This window comes from Allobosea lupini, assembly GCF_900109525.1.
Lineage (GTDB): Bacteria > Pseudomonadota > Alphaproteobacteria > Rhizobiales > Beijerinckiaceae > Allobosea > Allobosea lupini.
In genome coordinates this window covers 1-17,681 of sequence record NZ_FOAN01000018.1, presented here as the reverse complement: position 1 = coordinate 17,681, position 17,681 = coordinate 1, and the positions used below count along the sequence as shown (strand labels likewise).

At 67.1% G+C, this 17,681-nt stretch carries 17 protein-coding genes; 10 read left to right on the top strand and 7 right to left on the bottom strand.

Features of this window, described 5'->3' with window-relative positions:
- Positions 1 to 21: 21 nt before the first annotated feature.
- The gene (locus BMZ21_RS28920; RefSeq protein ID WP_091843258.1) at positions 22 to 1,809 is read right to left on the bottom strand and encodes a cation:proton antiporter domain-containing protein; all 1,788 of its coding nucleotides are present in this window, start codon (positions 1,807 to 1,809) and stop codon (positions 22 to 24) included.
- A gap of 180 nt (positions 1,810 to 1,989) precedes the next feature.
- Between BMZ21_RS28920 and BMZ21_RS28915 the strand changes: the two genes are divergently transcribed.
- A complete protein-coding gene (locus tag BMZ21_RS28915; protein ID WP_091843255.1) occupies positions 1,990 to 2,835 on the top strand; it encodes an AAA family ATPase in 846 nt (281 codons plus the stop codon).
- Here BMZ21_RS28915 and BMZ21_RS28910 read toward each other — a convergent pair.
- Positions 2,810 to 3,442, bottom strand: a complete 633-nt coding sequence (locus BMZ21_RS28910) for a hypothetical protein (RefSeq protein ID WP_091843251.1) — start codon at positions 3,440 to 3,442, stop codon at positions 2,810 to 2,812. The genes BMZ21_RS28915 and BMZ21_RS28910 overlap by 26 nt on opposite strands.
- 135 nt (positions 3,443 to 3,577) lie before the next feature.
- On the opposite strand from BMZ21_RS28910, the gene BMZ21_RS28905 reads away from it, so the two are divergent.
- Both BMZ21_RS28905 and BMZ21_RS28900 read left to right on the top strand, forming a co-directional pair.
- On the top strand, positions 3,578 to 4,087 hold the full coding sequence (locus BMZ21_RS28905; RefSeq protein WP_167561798.1) for a DUF2975 domain-containing protein: 510 nt from the start codon (positions 3,578 to 3,580) through the stop codon (positions 4,085 to 4,087).
- Positions 4,088 to 4,097: 10 nt separating this feature from the next.
- Entirely contained in the window at positions 4,098 to 4,343 is a 246-nt protein-coding gene (locus BMZ21_RS28900; RefSeq protein WP_091843242.1) for a helix-turn-helix domain-containing protein, read from the top strand.
- Positions 4,344 to 4,349: 6 nt separating this feature from the next.
- Here BMZ21_RS28900 and BMZ21_RS28895 read toward each other — a convergent pair whose 3' ends face one another.
- The gene (locus BMZ21_RS28895) at positions 4,350 to 5,612 is read right to left on the bottom strand and encodes an ABA4-like family protein (RefSeq protein WP_091843237.1); all 1,263 of its coding nucleotides are present in this window, start codon (positions 5,610 to 5,612) and stop codon (positions 4,350 to 4,352) included.
- Between the two features lie 101 nt (positions 5,613 to 5,713).
- Here BMZ21_RS28895 and BMZ21_RS28890 point away from each other — a divergent pair, with 101 nt between their 5' ends.
- From BMZ21_RS28890 to BMZ21_RS28860, 7 genes are all read left to right on the top strand, one after another.
- The gene (locus tag BMZ21_RS28890) at positions 5,714 to 6,418 is read left to right on the top strand and encodes a TetR/AcrR family transcriptional regulator (protein WP_091843232.1); all 705 of its coding nucleotides are present in this window, start codon (positions 5,714 to 5,716) and stop codon (positions 6,416 to 6,418) included.
- A 9-nt stretch (positions 6,419 to 6,427) separates the two neighbouring features.
- Positions 6,428 to 6,955, top strand: a complete 528-nt coding sequence (locus tag BMZ21_RS28885) for a SixA phosphatase family protein (protein WP_091843388.1) — start codon at positions 6,428 to 6,430, stop codon at positions 6,953 to 6,955.
- 13 nt (positions 6,956 to 6,968) lie between these two features.
- On the top strand, positions 6,969 to 8,417 hold the full coding sequence (locus BMZ21_RS28880; protein WP_091843229.1) for a YcjX family GTP-binding protein: 1,449 nt from the start codon (positions 6,969 to 6,971) through the stop codon (positions 8,415 to 8,417).
- 10 nt (positions 8,418 to 8,427) lie between these two features.
- Positions 8,428 to 9,429: a YcjF family protein gene (locus BMZ21_RS28875; RefSeq protein ID WP_091843224.1), complete on the top strand. Its 1,002-nt coding sequence runs from the start codon at positions 8,428 to 8,430 to the stop codon at positions 9,427 to 9,429.
- A 188-nt stretch (positions 9,430 to 9,617) separates the two neighbouring features.
- Positions 9,618 to 11,030: a flagellar hook protein FlgE gene (locus BMZ21_RS28870; RefSeq protein ID WP_091843220.1), complete on the top strand. Its 1,413-nt coding sequence runs from the start codon at positions 9,618 to 9,620 to the stop codon at positions 11,028 to 11,030.
- Positions 11,031 to 11,107: 77 nt separating this feature from the next.
- Positions 11,108 to 12,967 carry a flagellar hook-associated protein FlgK gene (gene flgK, locus BMZ21_RS28865; RefSeq protein ID WP_091843217.1) on the top strand — a complete coding sequence of 620 codons (1,860 nt, stop codon included), beginning with the start codon at positions 11,108 to 11,110 and terminating at the stop codon, positions 12,965 to 12,967.
- 11 nt (positions 12,968 to 12,978) lie between these two features.
- The gene (locus BMZ21_RS28860; protein WP_091843213.1) at positions 12,979 to 14,493 is read left to right on the top strand and encodes a hypothetical protein; all 1,515 of its coding nucleotides are present in this window, start codon (positions 12,979 to 12,981) and stop codon (positions 14,491 to 14,493) included.
- 87 nt (positions 14,494 to 14,580) lie between these two features.
- Here the strand turns inward: BMZ21_RS28860 and flaF are convergent, their stop codons facing one another.
- The 4 genes from flaF to BMZ21_RS28840 form a co-directional block, all read right to left on the bottom strand.
- Entirely contained in the window at positions 14,581 to 14,952 is a 372-nt protein-coding gene (flaF, locus tag BMZ21_RS28855; protein ID WP_091843208.1) for a flagellar biosynthesis regulator FlaF, read from the bottom strand.
- Positions 14,936 to 15,328: a flagellar biosynthesis repressor FlbT gene (gene flbT, locus BMZ21_RS28850; protein WP_091843204.1), complete on the bottom strand. Its 393-nt coding sequence runs from the start codon at positions 15,326 to 15,328 to the stop codon at positions 14,936 to 14,938. Before flbT ends, flaF begins: the two co-directional genes overlap by 17 nt.
- A gap of 35 nt (positions 15,329 to 15,363) precedes the next feature.
- Positions 15,364 to 16,704, bottom strand: coding sequence for a flagellin N-terminal helical domain-containing protein (locus tag BMZ21_RS28845; protein ID WP_091843201.1), 1,341 nt, complete (start codon positions 16,702 to 16,704; stop codon positions 15,364 to 15,366).
- 187 nt (positions 16,705 to 16,891) lie between these two features.
- A partial coding sequence (locus BMZ21_RS28840; RefSeq protein ID WP_280141495.1) for a flagellin occupies positions 16,892 to 17,681 on the bottom strand: 790 nt, incomplete at its 5' end.

Genomic DNA, 17,681 nt, shown 5'->3' with positions numbered 1-17,681 from the left:
GTCTGGATCAGGCGCCCGGCGTCACAGCCGCCGCGAGCGGGCATGGCGCGGCAGGGCGGGCTGCGGCGCGCTCGCCGGCTTGAGCTCGCTGCGGAAATCGTCTCGGCGCTGGTGCACCGAGGCGATGACGAGGCCCATCGGCACGCCGAGTCCGACCAGCGCCGCTTCCGACAATTGCAGGCTGGCTTCGATCGTTTCAGGTACGGCGTCGTTCACCCCAAGCTCGTACAGATGCCGCGCATGCTTGGCGTCGCGGGCGCGGGCGACGATGATGAGGTCCTGCCGCACGCCGCGCGCTGCCGCGACGATCTCGTCGACGGCGCGGGGATTGTCGATGGTGACGATCAGCGCGGTCGCCTCCTCGAGGCCGCAGAGTCGCAGGAAATCCGGCTGGGTGGCGTTGCCGTAGAAGGCGGGGCGGCCGGCGCGGCGTTGCGTCGCGACCACGGCCGGGTCTGCGTCGAGGCTGATATAGGGCACCTTGTGCTGCGAGAGCATCTCGCCGACCAGCCGGCCGACGCGGCCGAGGCCGACGACAATGGCGCGGGGGGCATGATCGTCCGGCGGCAGGATATTCGCTTCGTCCGGAATTTTCACGGCCGGCGCCAGGCGTGCCGAGAGCTTTCGCGCCATGCGGGCAGCGAGCGGCAGGAAGATCATGGTCAGCGAGACGCCCGCGAGCACGAGCGCGGCCGCGTTCTGGTCGACCAGCTTGGCCGCGACGGACGCGGTCAGCAGCACGAAGGCGAACTCGCCGCCGGGCCCGACCATGATCGCGGTTTCGAGCGCGGTCGGCACCGACAGTTTGAAGTAGCGGGCGAACAGGAAGGTGATCGCGACCTTGGCGAGGAAGAGCCCGGCGGCGATGCTCAGGATCGCAACGGGCTGGGCCGCGAGGGCTGCAGGGTTCACGCTCATGCCGACGGTGAGGAAGAAGACGCCGATCAGCAGCGACTTGAACGGCTCGATCGTTACCTCGATGGCGCGGCGATACTCGGTCTCCGCCAGCAGCAGCCCGGCGATGAAGGCTCCGAGCCCCATGGAGAGGCCGGCTCCGGCGGCGATCAGTCCTGTGCCGAGCGCGACCAGCAGGGTTGCCGCCATGAAACTCTCTGAAGAATCCGTCGATGCGACCAGGCGAAAGAGCGGGCGCATGGCGAGGCGGCCGATCACGACGATCGCGGCAATGGCTGCAATCGCCTGCAGCAGCGCCTGGGTCAGGCCGGCGATCAGCGAACCGCCATTCTGCGCACCGAGCACGCTGACCAGGAAGAGCAGCGGAATCACCGCAAGGTCCTGGCAGAGCAGGATGGCGAAGCTGGCGCGTCCGGCCGAGGAGGTCATGCGGCGATGGGCCGAGAGCAGCTCGACCACCATCGCGGTCGAGGACAGGGCGAGCGCCGTGCCGATCAGCAGCGCCGCGGCAGCCGGCTGTCCGAAGCTGTAGGCGATGGCGCTGATCGCCGCGGCCGAGAACGCAACCTGCCCGAGGCCTAGTCCGAAGACCAGCCGGCGCATGGTCTTAAGGCGCTCATAGGACAGTTCCAGCCCGATGACGAAGAGCAGGAAGGCGACGCCGAGTTCGGCCGGGCCGGCGAGCGCCTCTGCGCTCGAGACGGTGATGGTGCTGAGGATCGGGATCTTGGCGACTAGCCCGCCGAGACCATAAGGGCCGAGCACGGCACCGCAGGCCATGAAGGCGACGACGGAATTGACCCGGAAACGCTTGGCGAAGGGCACGATCACGCCGGCCGTGGCGAGCACGACCACGGCGTCACGATAGGCGGAAGGATCGATCGTCCCGGCCACGTCACCCTCGAAGAATCAAGCGAAGCTGCTGATCGCGAAGCTTTGCTTGGCAAAGCCTTGCAACACAAACCAAAACTCGCGTGGGGCCGACGAAAACTTGCCCTGTTGCCGGTCGACCTCTAAGCACGATGCTGTTCGCGGCAGCAGCATGGCCGCAAGCCAGCGATATGAAGGTCCCGCATGCGCTTTACCGGCACCGCTTCCTACGTCGCCACCGAGGACCTGACCGTCGCGGTCAATGCCGCGATCCGGCTGGAGCGGCCGCTGCTGGTCAAGGGCGAGCCCGGCACCGGCAAGACCGTGCTGGCCGAGGAGATCGCCGCCGCGCTCGGCGCGCCGCTGCTGACCTGGCACGTCAAGTCGACGACCAAGGCGCAGCAGGGCCTTTACGAGTACGACGCGGTCAGCCGCCTGCGCGACAGCCAGCTCGGCGACGCCCGCGTCTCCGACATCGCCAACTACATCAAGCGCGGCAAGCTCTGGGAGGCCTTCGTCTCGCCGGTGCGGCCCGTGCTGCTCATCGACGAGATCGACAAGGCCGATATCGAGTTCCCGAACGACCTGCTGCTCGAGCTCGACCGCATGGAGTTCCATGTCTACGAGACCGGCGAGACGATCCGCGCGGCGCAGCGGCCGGTAATGATCATCACCTCGAACAACGAGAAGGAGCTGCCGGACGCCTTCCTGCGCCGCTGCTTCTTCCACTACATCCGCTTCCCGGACGCCGAGACGATGCAGAAAATCGTCGAGGTGCATTTCCCTGGCATCAAGAAGCGACTGATGGAGGAGGCGCTGCGCCTGTTCTTCGAGGTGCGCGAGGTGCCGGGCATCAAGAAGAAGCCCTCGACCTCCGAATTGCTCGACTGGCTGAAGCTGCTCGTCGCCGACGATATCGGCCCCGAGGTGCTGCGCGAGCGCGACCCGCGCAAGCTGATCCCGCCGCTGCACGGCGCGCTGCTCAAGAACGAGCAGGATGTCTCGCTGTTCGAGAAGCTCGCCTTCATGGCGCGGCGGGAGAGCCGCTGAGCTTGGCCTCCGCCACCGTGTCGCAAGGCGGGATCGCGGTGGCGAGGTCGACCTTGGGATCGATCTCGCGGACGGCGTCCCTGAGATCGAAATCACGCATCAGCAGGACATAGTCCTGTGTTTCCGACGTCCTGAGATAGCCTGACATCGCGATCGGCTTGCCTGACAGCTCGCCCAGGCGGCAAGCCTTGTCGGCTCCCAGCGCCAGGCTGCCGCGATTGCCGCTGTTCTGCGGGCCGGCGAACATCTCTTCGCGGAAGGCGCCAAGGCGGGCGGTGTCGGCCCGGCTCAGCCTGAACAGGGTGAAGCGGCGTCCCGGCGAAGCCACCGCCGGCAGCTTCGCCAGCTCGGCGGCTTCGCGGACTTCTTCCAGCACGACCTTGCGTTCATGGCGCCCGCCATCCTTGGGCAAGGCGATGAGCGTCATGGTGACGCCGCCGGGCAGGGTGCGGATGTCGGCCGGCAGGCTGATGCCGGCGCGCAGCTCGGCGAGGTCGGTCGTCCTGATGTCGACCTTGGCCAGCTTCGGCAAAGAGGCCAGCGGGACGTGGCCGCAGCCGGCGAGCAGGCCGCAAAGCAGCAGTGTGGCGGGCAGAACAGGGCGCATCGCGTTTTCCGATGAATGGTTTTGACATTCAGAAATTCATCTCTTAGTTTAATTTTATCAATCACGGAGTGAAGAGACATGGTATCCCTTGTGAGCACGGCGCAGGAGCGGTCCCCCATGGCGAGGCTGCGGCGCATGAGTACGATTGCGCGCGTCCTGTGCATTGCGGCGGCGGCCTTGATGGCGTTCGGCGCCGTCTGGCTCTGGCGCGATCCCGAGCAGCTCGCCGCCTATGCCCGCGGCACGATCGGCGTCAGCGCCCCGGTCGGCCCGTTCTCGGAGCGCGGCTATTGGGCGGCGCTGACGATCGGCCTCGTACCTGCGGGCCTCTTCGTTGCCGCGATGTTGCGGCTATCGAGCCTGTTCGGCCGCTTCGGTCGCGGCCAGGTGCTGGAGGAGGAGAACGCGCAGCGCCTCACGCGGATCGGCTGGCTACTGACGGCAATGGGTGTGGCGACGCCGCTGGCGCGGGCGCTGCAGAGTGTCGCGCTGACCTTCGACAACCCGTCAGGCCAGAAGCAATTGGCGATCACGCTCGATCCGGGGACGTTCGGCGTGCTGGCCGCAGGGGCGGCGCTGGTCGCCTTCGGGCTGGTCCTCAGGGAGGCGGTCCGGCTCGCGGACGAGAATCAGAGTTTCGTGTAGGAGTTCGACGATGCCGATCATCGTCGAACTCGATGTCATGCTGGCGCGCCGCAAGATGCGCTCGAAGGAACTGGCCCAGCGCATCGGGCTGACCGAGCAGCAGGTCTCGCAGCTGAAGTCCGGCAAGGTCCGCGGCATGCGCTTCGATACGCTGACGCGGATCTGTGCCGTGCTCGATTGCCAGCCGGGCGACCTGCTGCGCTACGAGCCGGGCGACGATGATCTTGTGCCCGGCTCCGATGGCGATGATGCGTAGTGCCTGTCAGCCCAGCCCGAGCAGCGGGCGCGCCTGCAGCGCCGCGACGAGCGCCGTCGCGGTGATGGCGGCATAGGCGGCCGAGACCGTCCCGAGCGCAACGAGCCCGGCCTTGCGCTGCCGGCTCGCCAACCAGAGAGCCACGCCGATCGCCGGGATGATCTGCAAGGCGTGCAAGCCAAGGAAATGCGCGATGCGCAGATCCCCGATCGTCAGCGACCAGCCGAAGAAGGGCATCGTCCGATGCGCTTCCGGCACGATGCCGACATAGTGGCCGCTCGCGCTCGAACTGAGGATCGCGCCGCTGGCAAGCCCGAAGACGCAGGTGAGGGCGAGCCCGACGATCAGAGACCAGCGCACCACCTCCGGCAGCGGGGCGGCATCGCGGCGGGAAAGCCCATAGGCGAGGAAGCCGGGCGCGATCGTGAACATCACCGCGCCGATGCCCATCAGCGCGTAGAGCGCGATGCCGATCCAGTCGTCGCGGTTGTAGTGCGAGGCTTCGACCCGCGAGGCGCGCCAGGCGATGTAGAGCACTTCGAGGACGATCGGCACGATCACCGGCCAGACCATGTAGCGCCCGAGCCAGGAGGCGCGGAAGCGGTCGCTCGCGAGCGGCAGGAACAGCGCCAGAGTCAGCAGGTAGAACGCGACCGAGATCTCGAATTTCAGCGGCTTGATCCAGGTATCGACGCCATGGAACTGCCGGGTGTCGATCAGCCAGGCGAGGCTGGTCGGCGCGGCCAGGGCGAGCATGGCGAAGGCGGCGGCGGTGAGGCGCGGCTCGAGCTCGAGATCGGGCAGCCAGGTGGGAAGGCGGGCCTGCAGGCGGGCGATGCGGTCTTCGCGTGCCAGGCGAAAACAGGTTTCCAGCAGCAGGTAGGTGATGAAACCGAACGGGCCGAACAGGAAGACCATCGGCAGCACCGGCAACATCAGCCAATGCGGGATCGCCTGTTCCTGCGAGCGGCGCAGCATCCAATTGCCGAGGAAGAGATCGAAGGCGAGGTAGTGCACCCAGCCGGCGAGCAGCAGCGGCTTCGAGGCGAACAGGGCCGCAACCGAATCGAGCGAGGAGAAGCCGCCCTTGGCGTCGTGCCAATGGACGGCGATCAGCACGGCATAGCCGAGCGAGAGCAGGGCCGGGATGATCCAACCGGCAAGCGCTGCGGAAAGGCCGCGCCAGCGTGGCAGCAGGATCAAGGCGGCCCAACCGATCATCGCGAGCTGGCCTGCCCGAGTGAAGGCATCGTCGAAGCTGAGAGGCATCCTGCGCTCCAATCTTGACGCTGTTTAGTTGCGGGCTTGTCCTATTGCGTTATCTTAACGGCGTCAAGTTTAATGGCGGCGGCGTGCGGGCGGGGCGTGCGATGGATACCAAGGTCGGCAAGCGCGGCGGCTATCATCATGGCGACCTGCGCCAGGCGATGATCGACGCGGCGGAGGCGGTGCTGGCCGAGAAGGGCGTCGGCGGCTTCACCCTGCGCGAATGCGCCCGCCGGGCCGGGGTTTCGCCCGCGGCGCCGGCGCATCATTTCGGCAATCTCGTTGGCCTTCTGACCGCGATCGCGACGCTCGGCTTCGACGATCTGTCGCAGACGATGGAGGCGGCCATCGCCAAGGCCGAGGCGTCCGGCGGCGATCGGCTGGCGGCGATCTGCGAGGGCTATCTCGCGGTCGCGCTGACGCGGCCCGGCCGCTTCCGCGTCGTCTTCGGGCGGCTCGGCCTGAAGAGCGGGGACGACGATCTGCGTCGCGCCGCCGTCCGGGCCTTCGGCATCCTGGTCCGGGAGACCAAGCTGGCGCTGGGGCGAGAGGTCGATGCCGATGTGCTGATGCGGCTGCCGTCGAGCTATGGCGATGACGCCGATCTCGCCGAGATCCTGTTCGTCTGGTCGATCACCCATGGCTTCTCGACCATGCTGATCGACGGCCAGCTCGCGCCGCTGGAGATGCAGCCGGGCGGGCGCGAGCGGCTGATCGCGCTGTACTCGGGTCGTCTCATGGAGATGCTTCTCGCCGCAGTACGGGCTTCCACGCCCAAGCCACTCGCAAATCCCGCCAGCCATGGTTAGATGGCGGCCATGCGCCGCCTCATGCTTCTGCGCCATGCCAAATCGGCCTGGCCCGCCAACACCGCCGATCGCGACCGGCCGCTCGCCACGCGTGGACGCGAAGCCGCCCCGGTCATGGGGCGTTATCTCGCCGAGGAGCTGCTGCTGCCGGATCTCGTCCTGATCTCGCCGGCCAAGCGCACGGCCGAGACCTGGGAGCTGGTCAAGCCGATGCTGCCGGAGAAGCCGCCGACGCATTACGAGCCGCGCATCTACGAGGCCAAGCCCGAGCGCCTGCTCAACGTGGTGCAGGAGACGGATCCTGGCGTCCGCACGCTCCTCATGATCGGCCATAATCCCGGCTTCGAGGAGCTGGCCGCCAGGCTCGCCGGCCATGGCGACCGCTATGCCGCCGCGCGGATGGCGCAGAAATACCCGACCTGCGGCCTCGCCGTGATCGATTTTGCCATCGAGGACTGGCGCGATCTGGCCGCGCAAGGCGGCCGGCTCGACCGCTTCGTCACGCCGGGCTCGCTCGGCGAGGGGCCCGACGAATGAGACGGATCGCCTGATGGCGTCCGGTTCCTATCTCGAAGAGGCGCGCAATGCCGCGCTCGCTTTCGGCGACAGCCTGCTCGGGCTGGCGCGGCCGCGCCTGCGCATCGGCGTCACCGGCCTGTCGCGCTCGGGCAAGACGGTCTTCACCACCGCGCTGATCCAGAACCTGGTCGAAGGCGCAAAGCTGCCGGTGCTGAAGGCTTCGGCTGAAGGGCGGATTGCCCGTGTGCGACTGGTGCCGCAGCCCGACCCCGACATCCCGCGCTTTCCCTATGAGGCGCATCGCGCCGCACTTTCGGGGCCGGATCGGCGCTGGCCGGAGTCGACGCGGCGGATCTCGGAGCTGCGGATCGAGATCGATTACGAGCGCGCCGAGGGCTGGTTCAAGGGACCGGCGACGCTGACGCTCGACATCGTCGACTATCCCGGCGAATGGCTGCTCGACCTCGCGCTGATCGGACAGGATTACGCCAGCTGGTCGGCGCAGGCGGTCGCGGATGCGCGCAAGGCGCACCGGCTCGCCATCGCTGCACCCTGGCTCGACGATTTGAAACAGCGCGACCCGGCCGGGCCAGCGGACGAGCTGGTGGCCGAAGCCGCCAGCGACGTGTTCAAGGCCTATCTCGCCGCCCTGCGCGCTGATCCGGAGGCCGTGGCGGTGACCCCGCCCGGCCGCTTCCTGATGCCGGGCGATCTCGAGGGCTCGCCGGCCCTGACCTTCGCGCCGCTTGATCTGCCACCGGGCGTGCAGCCGCAGCCCGGCACGCTCGCCGGACTGATGGCCGAGCGCTTCGAAGCCTATAAGCGCGTCGTGGTCGGCCCCTTCTTCCGCGAGCATTTCGCCAGGCTCGACCGGCAGATCGTACTGGTCGACGCGCTGGCGGCGCTCGATGCGGGGCCGGCTGCGCTCGCCGATCTCGAAACCGCGCTCGGCCAGGCGCTCTCGGCCTTCGCCGTCGGCCGCAACAGCCTGCTGTCGAGCCTGTTTGCGCCGCGGATCGAGAAGGTGTTGTTCGCCGCGACAAAGGCCGATCATCTGCACCATACCAGCCATGACCGCCTCGCCGGGGTGATGTCGCATCTGGTCGCGCGGGCCGCTGCGCAGGCGCAAGGAGCCGGGGCCAAGGTCGAGGCGATGGCTTTCGCCGCGATCCGCGCCACGCGCGAGGTCCGCATCCGCGAGGGCCGCGAGGAGTTGCCGGCGATCGCCGGGGTGCCGGAGGCAAGCGAAGTCGTCGACGGCGAGGTCTTCGATGGTCAGACGGAAGCGGCGATTTTTCCGGGCGACCTGCCGGAGCGGCCCGAGGCGATCTTCGATCCCGACGCGCCGCGCTGGCATGTCAGGGCGCCGCGCTTCCGGCCGCCTCTGGTCAAGCCGGATGCCGGCGGGCGATTGGTGCCGCCGCCGCAGATCCGCCTCGACCGTGCGCTCGAATTCCTGATCGGTGACAGGCTGGCGTGAGGAGGCGAGCATGAGCAAGGCGCCGCGTGCCATCCGTCTCGATCCGCAGGACGGCCCTTCCGACGACGCGGTCTTCGGCGGGCGCGGCGATGTCGCCGTCGTGCCGGAGGTCGAGCCGATCGAGCCGGAAGCCGCTCCGATTCCGCAGCCGAGGCGTCGCCGCTTCAGCTGGGGCAGCCTGTTCGTCACGGCGCTTTCGGGCCTGCTGGCGCTCTCCGTCACGGTCTGGGCCGAGCAGACGATCCGCTGGCTGCTCGCCCTCAACCCGGCCGTCGGCATCGCGGCGCTGGTCTGCGCGGGCGTTGCGGCGCTGGCGCTCCTGGTCATGCTTCTGCGCGTGCTGCGCGACATCCTGCGCGAGCGGCGGGTCGAGGCACTGCGCGAGCGCGCCGTGGCGGCGCTCTCCGAGAGCGATCTCGCCAAGGCGCGCAGCGTCGCTGGCGATCTCGACAAGCTCTATGCCGGCCGGCCCGAGACGGCGAAGGGCAGGGCGGAGCTGACCCTGCATACGCCGCAGCTGCTCGCTGCCCGCGACCTGCTCACCGTTGCCGAGCGCAGCCTGCTCGCGCCGCTCGATGCGCTCGCGCAGGCGCAGGTTGCGCAGGCGGCGCGGCGCGTCTCGCTGGTCACGGCGGTCAGCCCGCGGGCGCTGGTCGACGTCGTCTTCGTGCTCGTCGCCTGCGCTCGGCTGCTGCGGACGATCGCGACGATCTATGCCGGTCGCCCCGGCGCGCTCGGGCTGTTCAGATTGGCGCGACAGGTGCTCGGCCATCTCGTCGTCACCGGCGGCATGGCGGCGGGCGATGCGGTGATTCAGCAGGTGCTCGGCCAGGGGCTGGCGGCGCGGCTTTCGGCCAAGCTCGGCGAGGGCGTGCTCAACGGCTTGCTGACTGCCCGGATCGGGCTCGCAGCCATCGCGGTCTGCAGGCCGCTGCCCTTCGTCGAGGAGACGCCCCCGGGATTGTCCGATGTCGCCGGCGATCTCTCCGGCTGGGGCGGCAAGGACAGTTGAGCCCGGCAGAATTTGCCGGTAGCGGACGAATCTGCCCGGTCGGAATCGTCCGGAAACCTTTCGAAAACCATCCAAGCCCTTGAAATATCTCACGCATGGCCCTGGCACAGGCCGTGCAAAACCAGCCTCGGTTCGACATGCCGCCCATGGGGGGCGCTGTCCAGGTCAGGTGACCAGGTGAGGTTGCGATGGGTGTTTTCAGTGCGCTGACGACGGCGGTGACGGGCATGCAGGCCCAGTCCTACGCCCTCGAGAATATCTCCGGCAACATCGCGAACTCGCGCACCGCCGGCTTCAAGCGGGTCGATACCAGCTTTTCCGACCTGGTGCCGGATTCGGCGCTGAACCGGCAGATCGCCGGCTCGGTCGCCTCCTATAGCCGCGCCACCAACACGATCCAGGGCGACCTCAACGCGACGCGCATCGACACCAACGCCGCGATCAACGGCGACGGCTTCTTCGTCGTCGACCAGCGCCAGAGCGGCGTCGGCGCTTCGACACAGTTCGCCAACAGCAATCTCTACACCCGCCGCGGCGATTTCGACTTCGACGCCGACGGCTACCTCGTCAACGGCGCCGGCTATTACCTCAAGGGCCAGAAGATCGACCCTGTCACCGGCCAGATCATCGGCAGCCAGCCCGACGTGCTGCGCATCACCAAGGACCAGTTCCCGGCCAAGGCGACGACCCAGATCGAATACAGCGCCAACATCCCGGCCTATCCGAAGACCAACAACGCCAATACCTCGACCCCGGGCTCCGAGCTGCTCAATGCCGGCACCGGCTTCGGTACGAATCCCGGAACGACCGCCTCGGGCGGTACCGGCACCGTGGTGGGCAGCGACCTGACCACCTTCCTCAACCGCTCGATCCCCGGTGGCTCGGTCACGGTCTACGATACGCTCGGCAAGGCGACCAGCGTCGAGCTGCGCTGGGCCAAGGTCTCCAATGCCGCGGCTGGCCCGCCGGCGGTGGCCGATACCTGGAACCTGTTCATCGCCGAGAACACCGGCGCGACCGGTACGACCGTCGCCTATCGAAATGTCGATACCGACATCACCTTCGACAACACCGGCAAGATGACTTCGCCGGCCAGCGGCAACATCACGATCCCGCCAATGACGATCGGTGGAAACGCCATCTCGCCTGCCTCCGCGCCGATCAGCATCGTCACCAACGGCACCAGCCTGACCCAGAACGGTGATACCAGCGGCCAGATCGACGCCCGCAGCATCCGCCAGAACGGTTACACCGCCGGTACGCTCGACCGGGTCTCGATCTCGAACGAAGGCCAGGTGATCGGCACGTTCAGCAACGGCCAAGTCGTGCCGCTGGCGCAGATCGCGGTCGCCCGCTTCAACGCCGGGAATGCGCTGAAGCGTCTCGATGGCGGCGCCTTCGAGGAGACGATCGAGTCGGGCGCGCCGATCGTTGGCCTCGGCACTGCGGCGCTGATCGGCGGCAATGTCGAGCAGTCCAACACCGACATCGCCGACGAGTTCTCGAAGATGATCGTCACCCAGCAGGCCTATTCGGCCAACACCAAGGTGATCTCGACGGCGCAGGAGATGCTGCGCGACGTCTTCAACATCATCCGCTGAGCGCTGAGAGCAGCCTGGCCTGACGGCCCAGAAGGGCCGGGCCATAGAACAAGAGCCAAAGACGACAGGAGTTGACGATGGGTCTCAATACCGCACTCGGCACGTCGATTTCCGGGCTGAACAGCGCCCAGATCGGCATCGGCGTCGTCTCGCAGAACGTCGCCAATGCCAGCACGCCGGGCTATGTCCGGCGCAATGTCTCCAGCGTCGACTCGATCAGCGGCGGCACCGTCGGGGTCAGCAACCCCAACGTCCAGCGGCTGCTCGACCGCATCGTCCAGCACCAGCTGCTGCAGGAGAGCTCGGGCGCGTCCTATACCTCGACCCGCGCCCAGGTCTTCGCCAATCTCGACCAGCTCTTTGGTGCTCCCGGCAGCAAGACGGCGCTGGACTCGATGTACAGCACCTTCACCAATTCGCTGCAGGCGCTGCAGAACGACCCGTCCTCCTACACCAACCGCACGGCGGTGCTCGATGCGGCGAGCCAGCTCGCCAACCGGCTGCGGGGGCTGTCGGACGGCGTCCAGCAGCAGCGCTCGCAGGCCGAGGCCGGCATCGGCGCGGGGGTCACACGCGTCAACGAGCTGCTCGACCAGCTGACCAACGTCAATGCACGGATCGTCAACGCCCAGCAGACCTCCGGCACGGCGGATCTGCGCGACCAGCGTGACCGCATCGTTTCCGAGCTCTCGCAATATGTCGAGATCCGCACCGACGAACGCCCGAACGGCGCGCTCAGCATCACCACCGCCTCGGGCACGCAGCTCTTCGACGGCCGCCCGACGGTCAAGTTCGAGTTCGACGCGCGCGCCAATATCGGCCCGCAATCGCAATGGAGCAGCGACCCGACCAAGCGGACGGTCGGCACGATCGTCGCGCGCGACCTGAACGGCAACACGTTCGACGCGATCGCCAACAACACCTTCCGCTCCGGCGAGATCGGCGCGCTGGTCGAACTGCGCGACAAGACGCTGGTTCAGGCACAGGCGCAGCTCGACGAGATCGCCGCCCAGCTCTCGAGCGCGCTCTCCGATCGCGAGATCGCCGGCACGGCGGTCACGGCCGGCGGCTTCAACGGCTTCGACGTCGACCTCAGCGGGTTGGCCGCCGGCAACTCGGTGACGCTGGACTACAAAGTCCCGCCGAGCGGGCAGACCCAGCGCTTCACCTTCGTGCGCGTCGACTCGGCGACGTCGCTGCCCTTGCCGGCCTCGGCCCAGGGCGACGCCAACAACCGCGTCGTCGGCATCGACTTCTCCGGTGGCCCCGCATCCGTCGCGACGCAGATCCAGGCGGCCGTCGGCGCCGGCTTCACCGTGTCCAACACCGGCTCGACGCTGCGGGTCGTCGGCAGCGCGACGCGCGACGTCGCCGGCCTGACCGCGCGCCCGACCCAGACCTCGCTGACCGGCGGCACCGCCGAAATGCCGTTCTTCGTCGACGCGGGGCGCAACAATGCCGCCTATACCGGTTCCTATGAGGGTGGGGCGCAGTCGGTCGGTTTCGCCTCGCGCATCGCCGTCAATCCGGATCTGGTCGCAGACCGCTCGCGGCTCGTCGTCTACAACACCAGCCCGGCGACGCCGCAGGGCGACGTCACCCGGCCGAAATTCCTCTACGACCGTCTGACCTCGAGCCAGCGCAGCTTCACCAACGCGACCGGCTTCGACGGCTCGACCGCGACCTCGACCGGCACGGTGTCCAGCCTGGTCCAGCGCGTCGTCGCCGGCCAGGGCCAGGCGAGCGAGCAGGCCAAGCGCCTCGACGAGGGGCAGCAGGTCGCCTTCTCCTCGGTGCAGAGCCGTTTCCTCGAGGACACCAAGGTCAATGTCGATCAGGAAATGTCGACGCTGATCGAGTTGCAGAGCGCCTACGCCGCCAACGCACGCGTCATCTCCACCGTCAAGGAGTTGCTCGACGTGCTGATGAGACTGTGAGGAGGTAGGTCATGACCATCACACCGACCGGTACCGGCGCCTACCGCCTCGCCAATCCCAACCAGTTCGTCTCGATGCGCGGCCAGCTCGAGGATCTGCAGCGGCAGCTCGCGACGCAGAAGAAGTCGCAGACTTATGCCGGCCTCGGCATGGATCGCGGCACCAGCCTCGACCTCAACGACAAGCTCTCGACGTTGGACGGCTTTCTCACCAGCATCCAGCGCTCGGACGTCAACCTCAAGCTGATGACCACGGCGGTCGAGAACTTCACCAAGCTCGCCGGCGAGACACGGGCCGATGCCCGGCCGGACAGCTATGTCGAGACATCGACCGGGCGTACCTCGCCGCAGGTGCTGGCCGAGGAAAAGTTCAAGCAGACGCTCGATCTGCTGAATTCGCAGGTGAATGGCCGCTATTTGTTCTCGGGCCGCACCTCCGATGTCGAGCCCGTGGTGGACTATTCGCTGATCATGGATGGCGATGCCACTCATGCCGGCCTGAAGCAGCTGATCTCCGAACGCAAGCAGGCCGATATCGGCGCCGGCGGCATGGGCCGTCTCGTCACCGGCGGCGCCGGCACCAATGCGACGATCGCCGAGGAGGCGGCCGGGCTGCCCTATGGCTTCAAGCTGACCGGCGCCTCCAGCAGCACGGCGGCGATGACCACGGCCTACAATGCCGGGCCGCCCGCCGACATTGCCGTCAACGTCGCCGCGCAGCCGCAGCCGGGCGATACGCTGAAGTTCGCGCTGACGCTTCCCGACGGCACGACGGAGGAGATCACCCTGACGGCGCGTGCGTCGGGCACCACCGGTGACCCGGCCGAAGGCTTCGTCATTGGCGTGGACGCGAACGCGACCGCCGCGAACCTGCGGACCGCGATCGGCGCGGCGCTGTCGCGCGAGGCGAAGACCTCGCTGTCGGCGTCGTCGGCCCAGGTCGCGGCCAAGGATTTCTTCGCGGGCAGCAAGAGCAATCCGCCGCTTCGGGTGCCCGGACCGCCTTTCGACACCGCAACCGCTGCGCCGGCGCCGGGCACAGCCGCCAATACGGTGATCTGGTACCAGGGTGACGATGCCGCCGGCTCCGCCAGGGCGACAGCGAGCGTCCAGGTCGACCAGGGCCAGCAGGTGGCGGCGGGCGCCCGCGCCAACGAGGAAGCTTTCCGCACCGGCCTGGCGCAGTTCGCGATCATGGCGGCCGAGACCTTCCCGGCGAGCGATCCGAATTCGAAACTGGCCTACGGTGCGATGACCGAGCGCGTGCGCAGCACGATCGGCTTCCCGACCGGGACGCAGGCGCCGTCCGAGATCATCGTCGAGCTCGGCTCGGCCCAGACCGCTATGGCGCAGGCCAAGGAGCGGCACACCGCAACCAAGGACTATCTGAGCACGACGCTCGCGGGCGTCGAGGACATCACCAAGGAGGAGGTGGCGATGCAGATCCTGGCGCTGCAGACCACTCTGCAGGCGAGCTACCAGACCACCTCCATGCTGCAGCAGCTGCGCCTGACGAATTATCTCTGAGGCCTCTGCCAAGGCTCCGAAACAGGAAACGGCCCGGATCGCTCCGGGCCGTTTTCGTTCGTATTCCGACTTGCCGCCCGAGGGCGTTCAGCGGCCGCGCAGGCCGGCGGCGATGTCGCGGTTGATGTTGACGAGGATGCCGATGGCGGCCGGCTCCGGCGCCGCGGCGATCTGGAACGTCCGGTTGAAGATGAAATTCGCGAGGCCGAGGATGTTGCGCTTGATCTCGACCGGCAGCGGATTGTCCTCGGCGATCACCGCCGAGACCAGAAGGGTCCAGAGCTTGCGGTTATAGGCCAGGGCGCCGTCGAGCTCGCCGGAACGGGTGGCCCAATCATCGACGATCATCTGGAGACGGGCGCCCGCCTTGAGCAGCAGGCCGGCTTCGAGTTCACGCGGTGACTGGACGTTCTGTGCCGTCTTCGACGCCGCGGCGTAGGCATTAAACCCGCTTTGCATGCTCGAGCAGTTCCGCCTCGTATGAGATCAGCTTCTTGGCAGCCTTGAGAGCTTTGTAGAGCTCACCGCTTAAGATGCAGTTATTGATTTCGGACATATGCGGCAAAGCGCTGGGCGCCGCCTGCATGAAGTCGCGCACGAGCTGGAAGTAGACCTCGTGCTGCTCGGTCGGATCGCCAGCCAGATACATCAGCTGTAGCGAGAGGTAGATCTTCTTGGCCGGCGTGTCGGCGCTGGCCGCGGTGAGGATATCCTTCTCGCGCAGGATCGGCGCCTCGCCCTCGATGAAGAAGCGCGTGCGCTGCTCGTCGTTGCGGATGACGACCGAGCCGATGATGATGCGCTCGTTGGGCTTGAGCTCGACCTTGAGGGCCATGTCTGTTCCGCCTTCTGGCTATGAGGGGAGGGGGCTCAGCCGAACAGGCGCAGCACGCCCTGGTCGGCCTGGTTGGCGAGCGAGAGGGCGGTCTGCGAGAGCTGCTGGCGCGTGTTGAGCGCGAGCAGGCTGGCGCCTTCCTCGTTCGGATCGGCCAGGACGAGATTGCCCGCGCCGGTGGTCAGCACGTTGGCGAGTTCCTTGGTGAAATCCTGCCGTGTCTGGGCGACCGAGAGGTTCGAGCCGAGCGTCGAGGCCAGCGACTTCAAAGAGCTCAGCGAGCCGGTCAGGGCGGCGGTCGCCTTCTCGAGATCCATGTCGTTCTGGAAGTTGATGAAACCCGCCAGCTGCGTGTTGATCGCGCGCGGGATGCCGAGGTTGTCGGCCGTGATGGTCGAGCCCTGGATGTCGAGCCTGGTCTGGTTGCGGCCGGTCTTCTCGTTGAAGACGATCGAGAGGCGGTCGCCAGAGAGCAAGTTGATGCCGTTGTAGCTCGAATCCTTGGCGAGATCGTCGATCTTGTCGCGCAGGTCGTTGAACTGGTCGATCAGGTTCGAGCGCACCGCCGAGGTGATGTTCGACGAGGTGATGGTCGAAGTGCCGACATCGGCGTCGGCTGCGGCGAAGTTGATCGCAGTGTTGCTGTTGGTGCCGGCGACCTGCGCCGCAGTGATGGCGGCCGGGCCGGCGTTGCCGACGCCGAAACCGAACTCGACGGTCTGGGAGCCCTTGCCCTTGACGTTGAGCTGGCCCTTCTCGTCGACGAATGCCGTCACGAGGCCGGATTTATTGATCTCGTTGACGATGTCGCGAACCGTGGTCGTCGCCGTCAGTGCGAAGCTCGCCTCATAGGTGTCCGAGCCGACGGTGATCGAGAAGGCGGCGTTGGTGTTCGTCGTCGTATTGATGCCGAGATGACCGGGCGAAGTCGCGGTCGCCGCAGCGGGAGCAGCCGCGCCGGGCGCCCCGATCAGCTTGTCGAGCGCCACATCCTTCAGGCTCTTGCTGGTCACCGCGGTTTCGGCGGCGTTCGCCAAGGCGCCACCGGCCTTGGTCGGGCGGTTCTGGGCTGCGTCGGCCTGTGCCTGCTTGATCGTCGACTGCAGCGACTGAACCAGCTTGGTGATGCCGTCGATGCCCTTGGAGGCGGCCTGGATGGTCTGGATACCGTTCGAGATGCCGTCGAGCAGGTTGGTCAGCTGACTCGAACGATCATTCAGCGACACGGAGGTGAAGTAGTTCACCGGATTGTCGATCGCCGAATTGACCTTGCGACCGGTCGCCAGGCGATTCTGGATCACGCCCTGCTGGGCGGTGGTCTGCTGGAGGGTCAGCAGGTTGTTGCGGACGCCGTTCGACAGGATGGTGTTGGCCATTTCAGGTCCCTCAGACAGCGCGATTCGGCGCTCAACGAGCTTGCTCTGAGCCAATAATCCTTTGTTAAGGCTAACAAACGGTTAATCACGTCGCTGCGCGCAAACGAAAAGCGGCGGAGCCGAGGCTCCGCCGCTCTTTTGCTTCGTCCCGCGTTCTGCGGGGTGATCCGCTCCTGCGGACCGAAGATCAGCCGAGGAGACGCAGGACGCCCTGGTCGGCCTGGTTGGCGAGCGAGAGCGCCTGCTGCGAAAGCTGCTGACGGGTCTGCAGCGCGAGCAGGGAGGCGGCCTCGTGGTTGAGGTCGGCGTTGACGAGGTTGTCGGCGCCGGTGGTCAGGGTGTTCGCCATGTCCTTGGTGAAGTCCTGGCGAGTCTGGACGACCGAGAGGTTGGCGCCGAACGTCGAGGAGAGGGACTTCAGCGAGGTCAGCGCGCCGGTGAGCGACTTGGTCGCGGCTTCCAGATCGGAGTCGTTCTGGAAGTTGGTGGTGCCGGCGAGCTGGGTGTTGCCAGCCTTGACGATGCCGAGGTTGTCGGAGGTCAGCTGCGTGCCCTGAACGTCGAGCTTGGTCTGGTTCTTGCCGGTCTTCTCGTTGAAGACGACCGACAGGCGGTCGCCGGCGAGCAGGTTGATGCCGTTGAAGCCGGCATCCTTGGCGAGATCGTCGATCTTGCTGCGCAGGTCGTTGTACTGGTCGATCAGGTTCGAGCGCACCGCCGAGGTGATGCCGGAAGAAGCAATGCCAGCGCCTGTGCGATCAGCGGCCGCAAAGCCGATGCTGGTGTTGGCGCCGCCAGTGTCGGCGTTCGTGATCGCGGCTGCGCCGTCGACCGCCGAGGCGCCGATACCGACCTGCAATGCATCCGAGCCGGTGCCCTTGACGTTGAGCTGACCCTTCTCGTCGACGAAGGCGGTGGCGATGCCCGACTTGTTGATCTCGTTGACGAGGTCGCGCACCGTCGCATTGGCGGCGGAG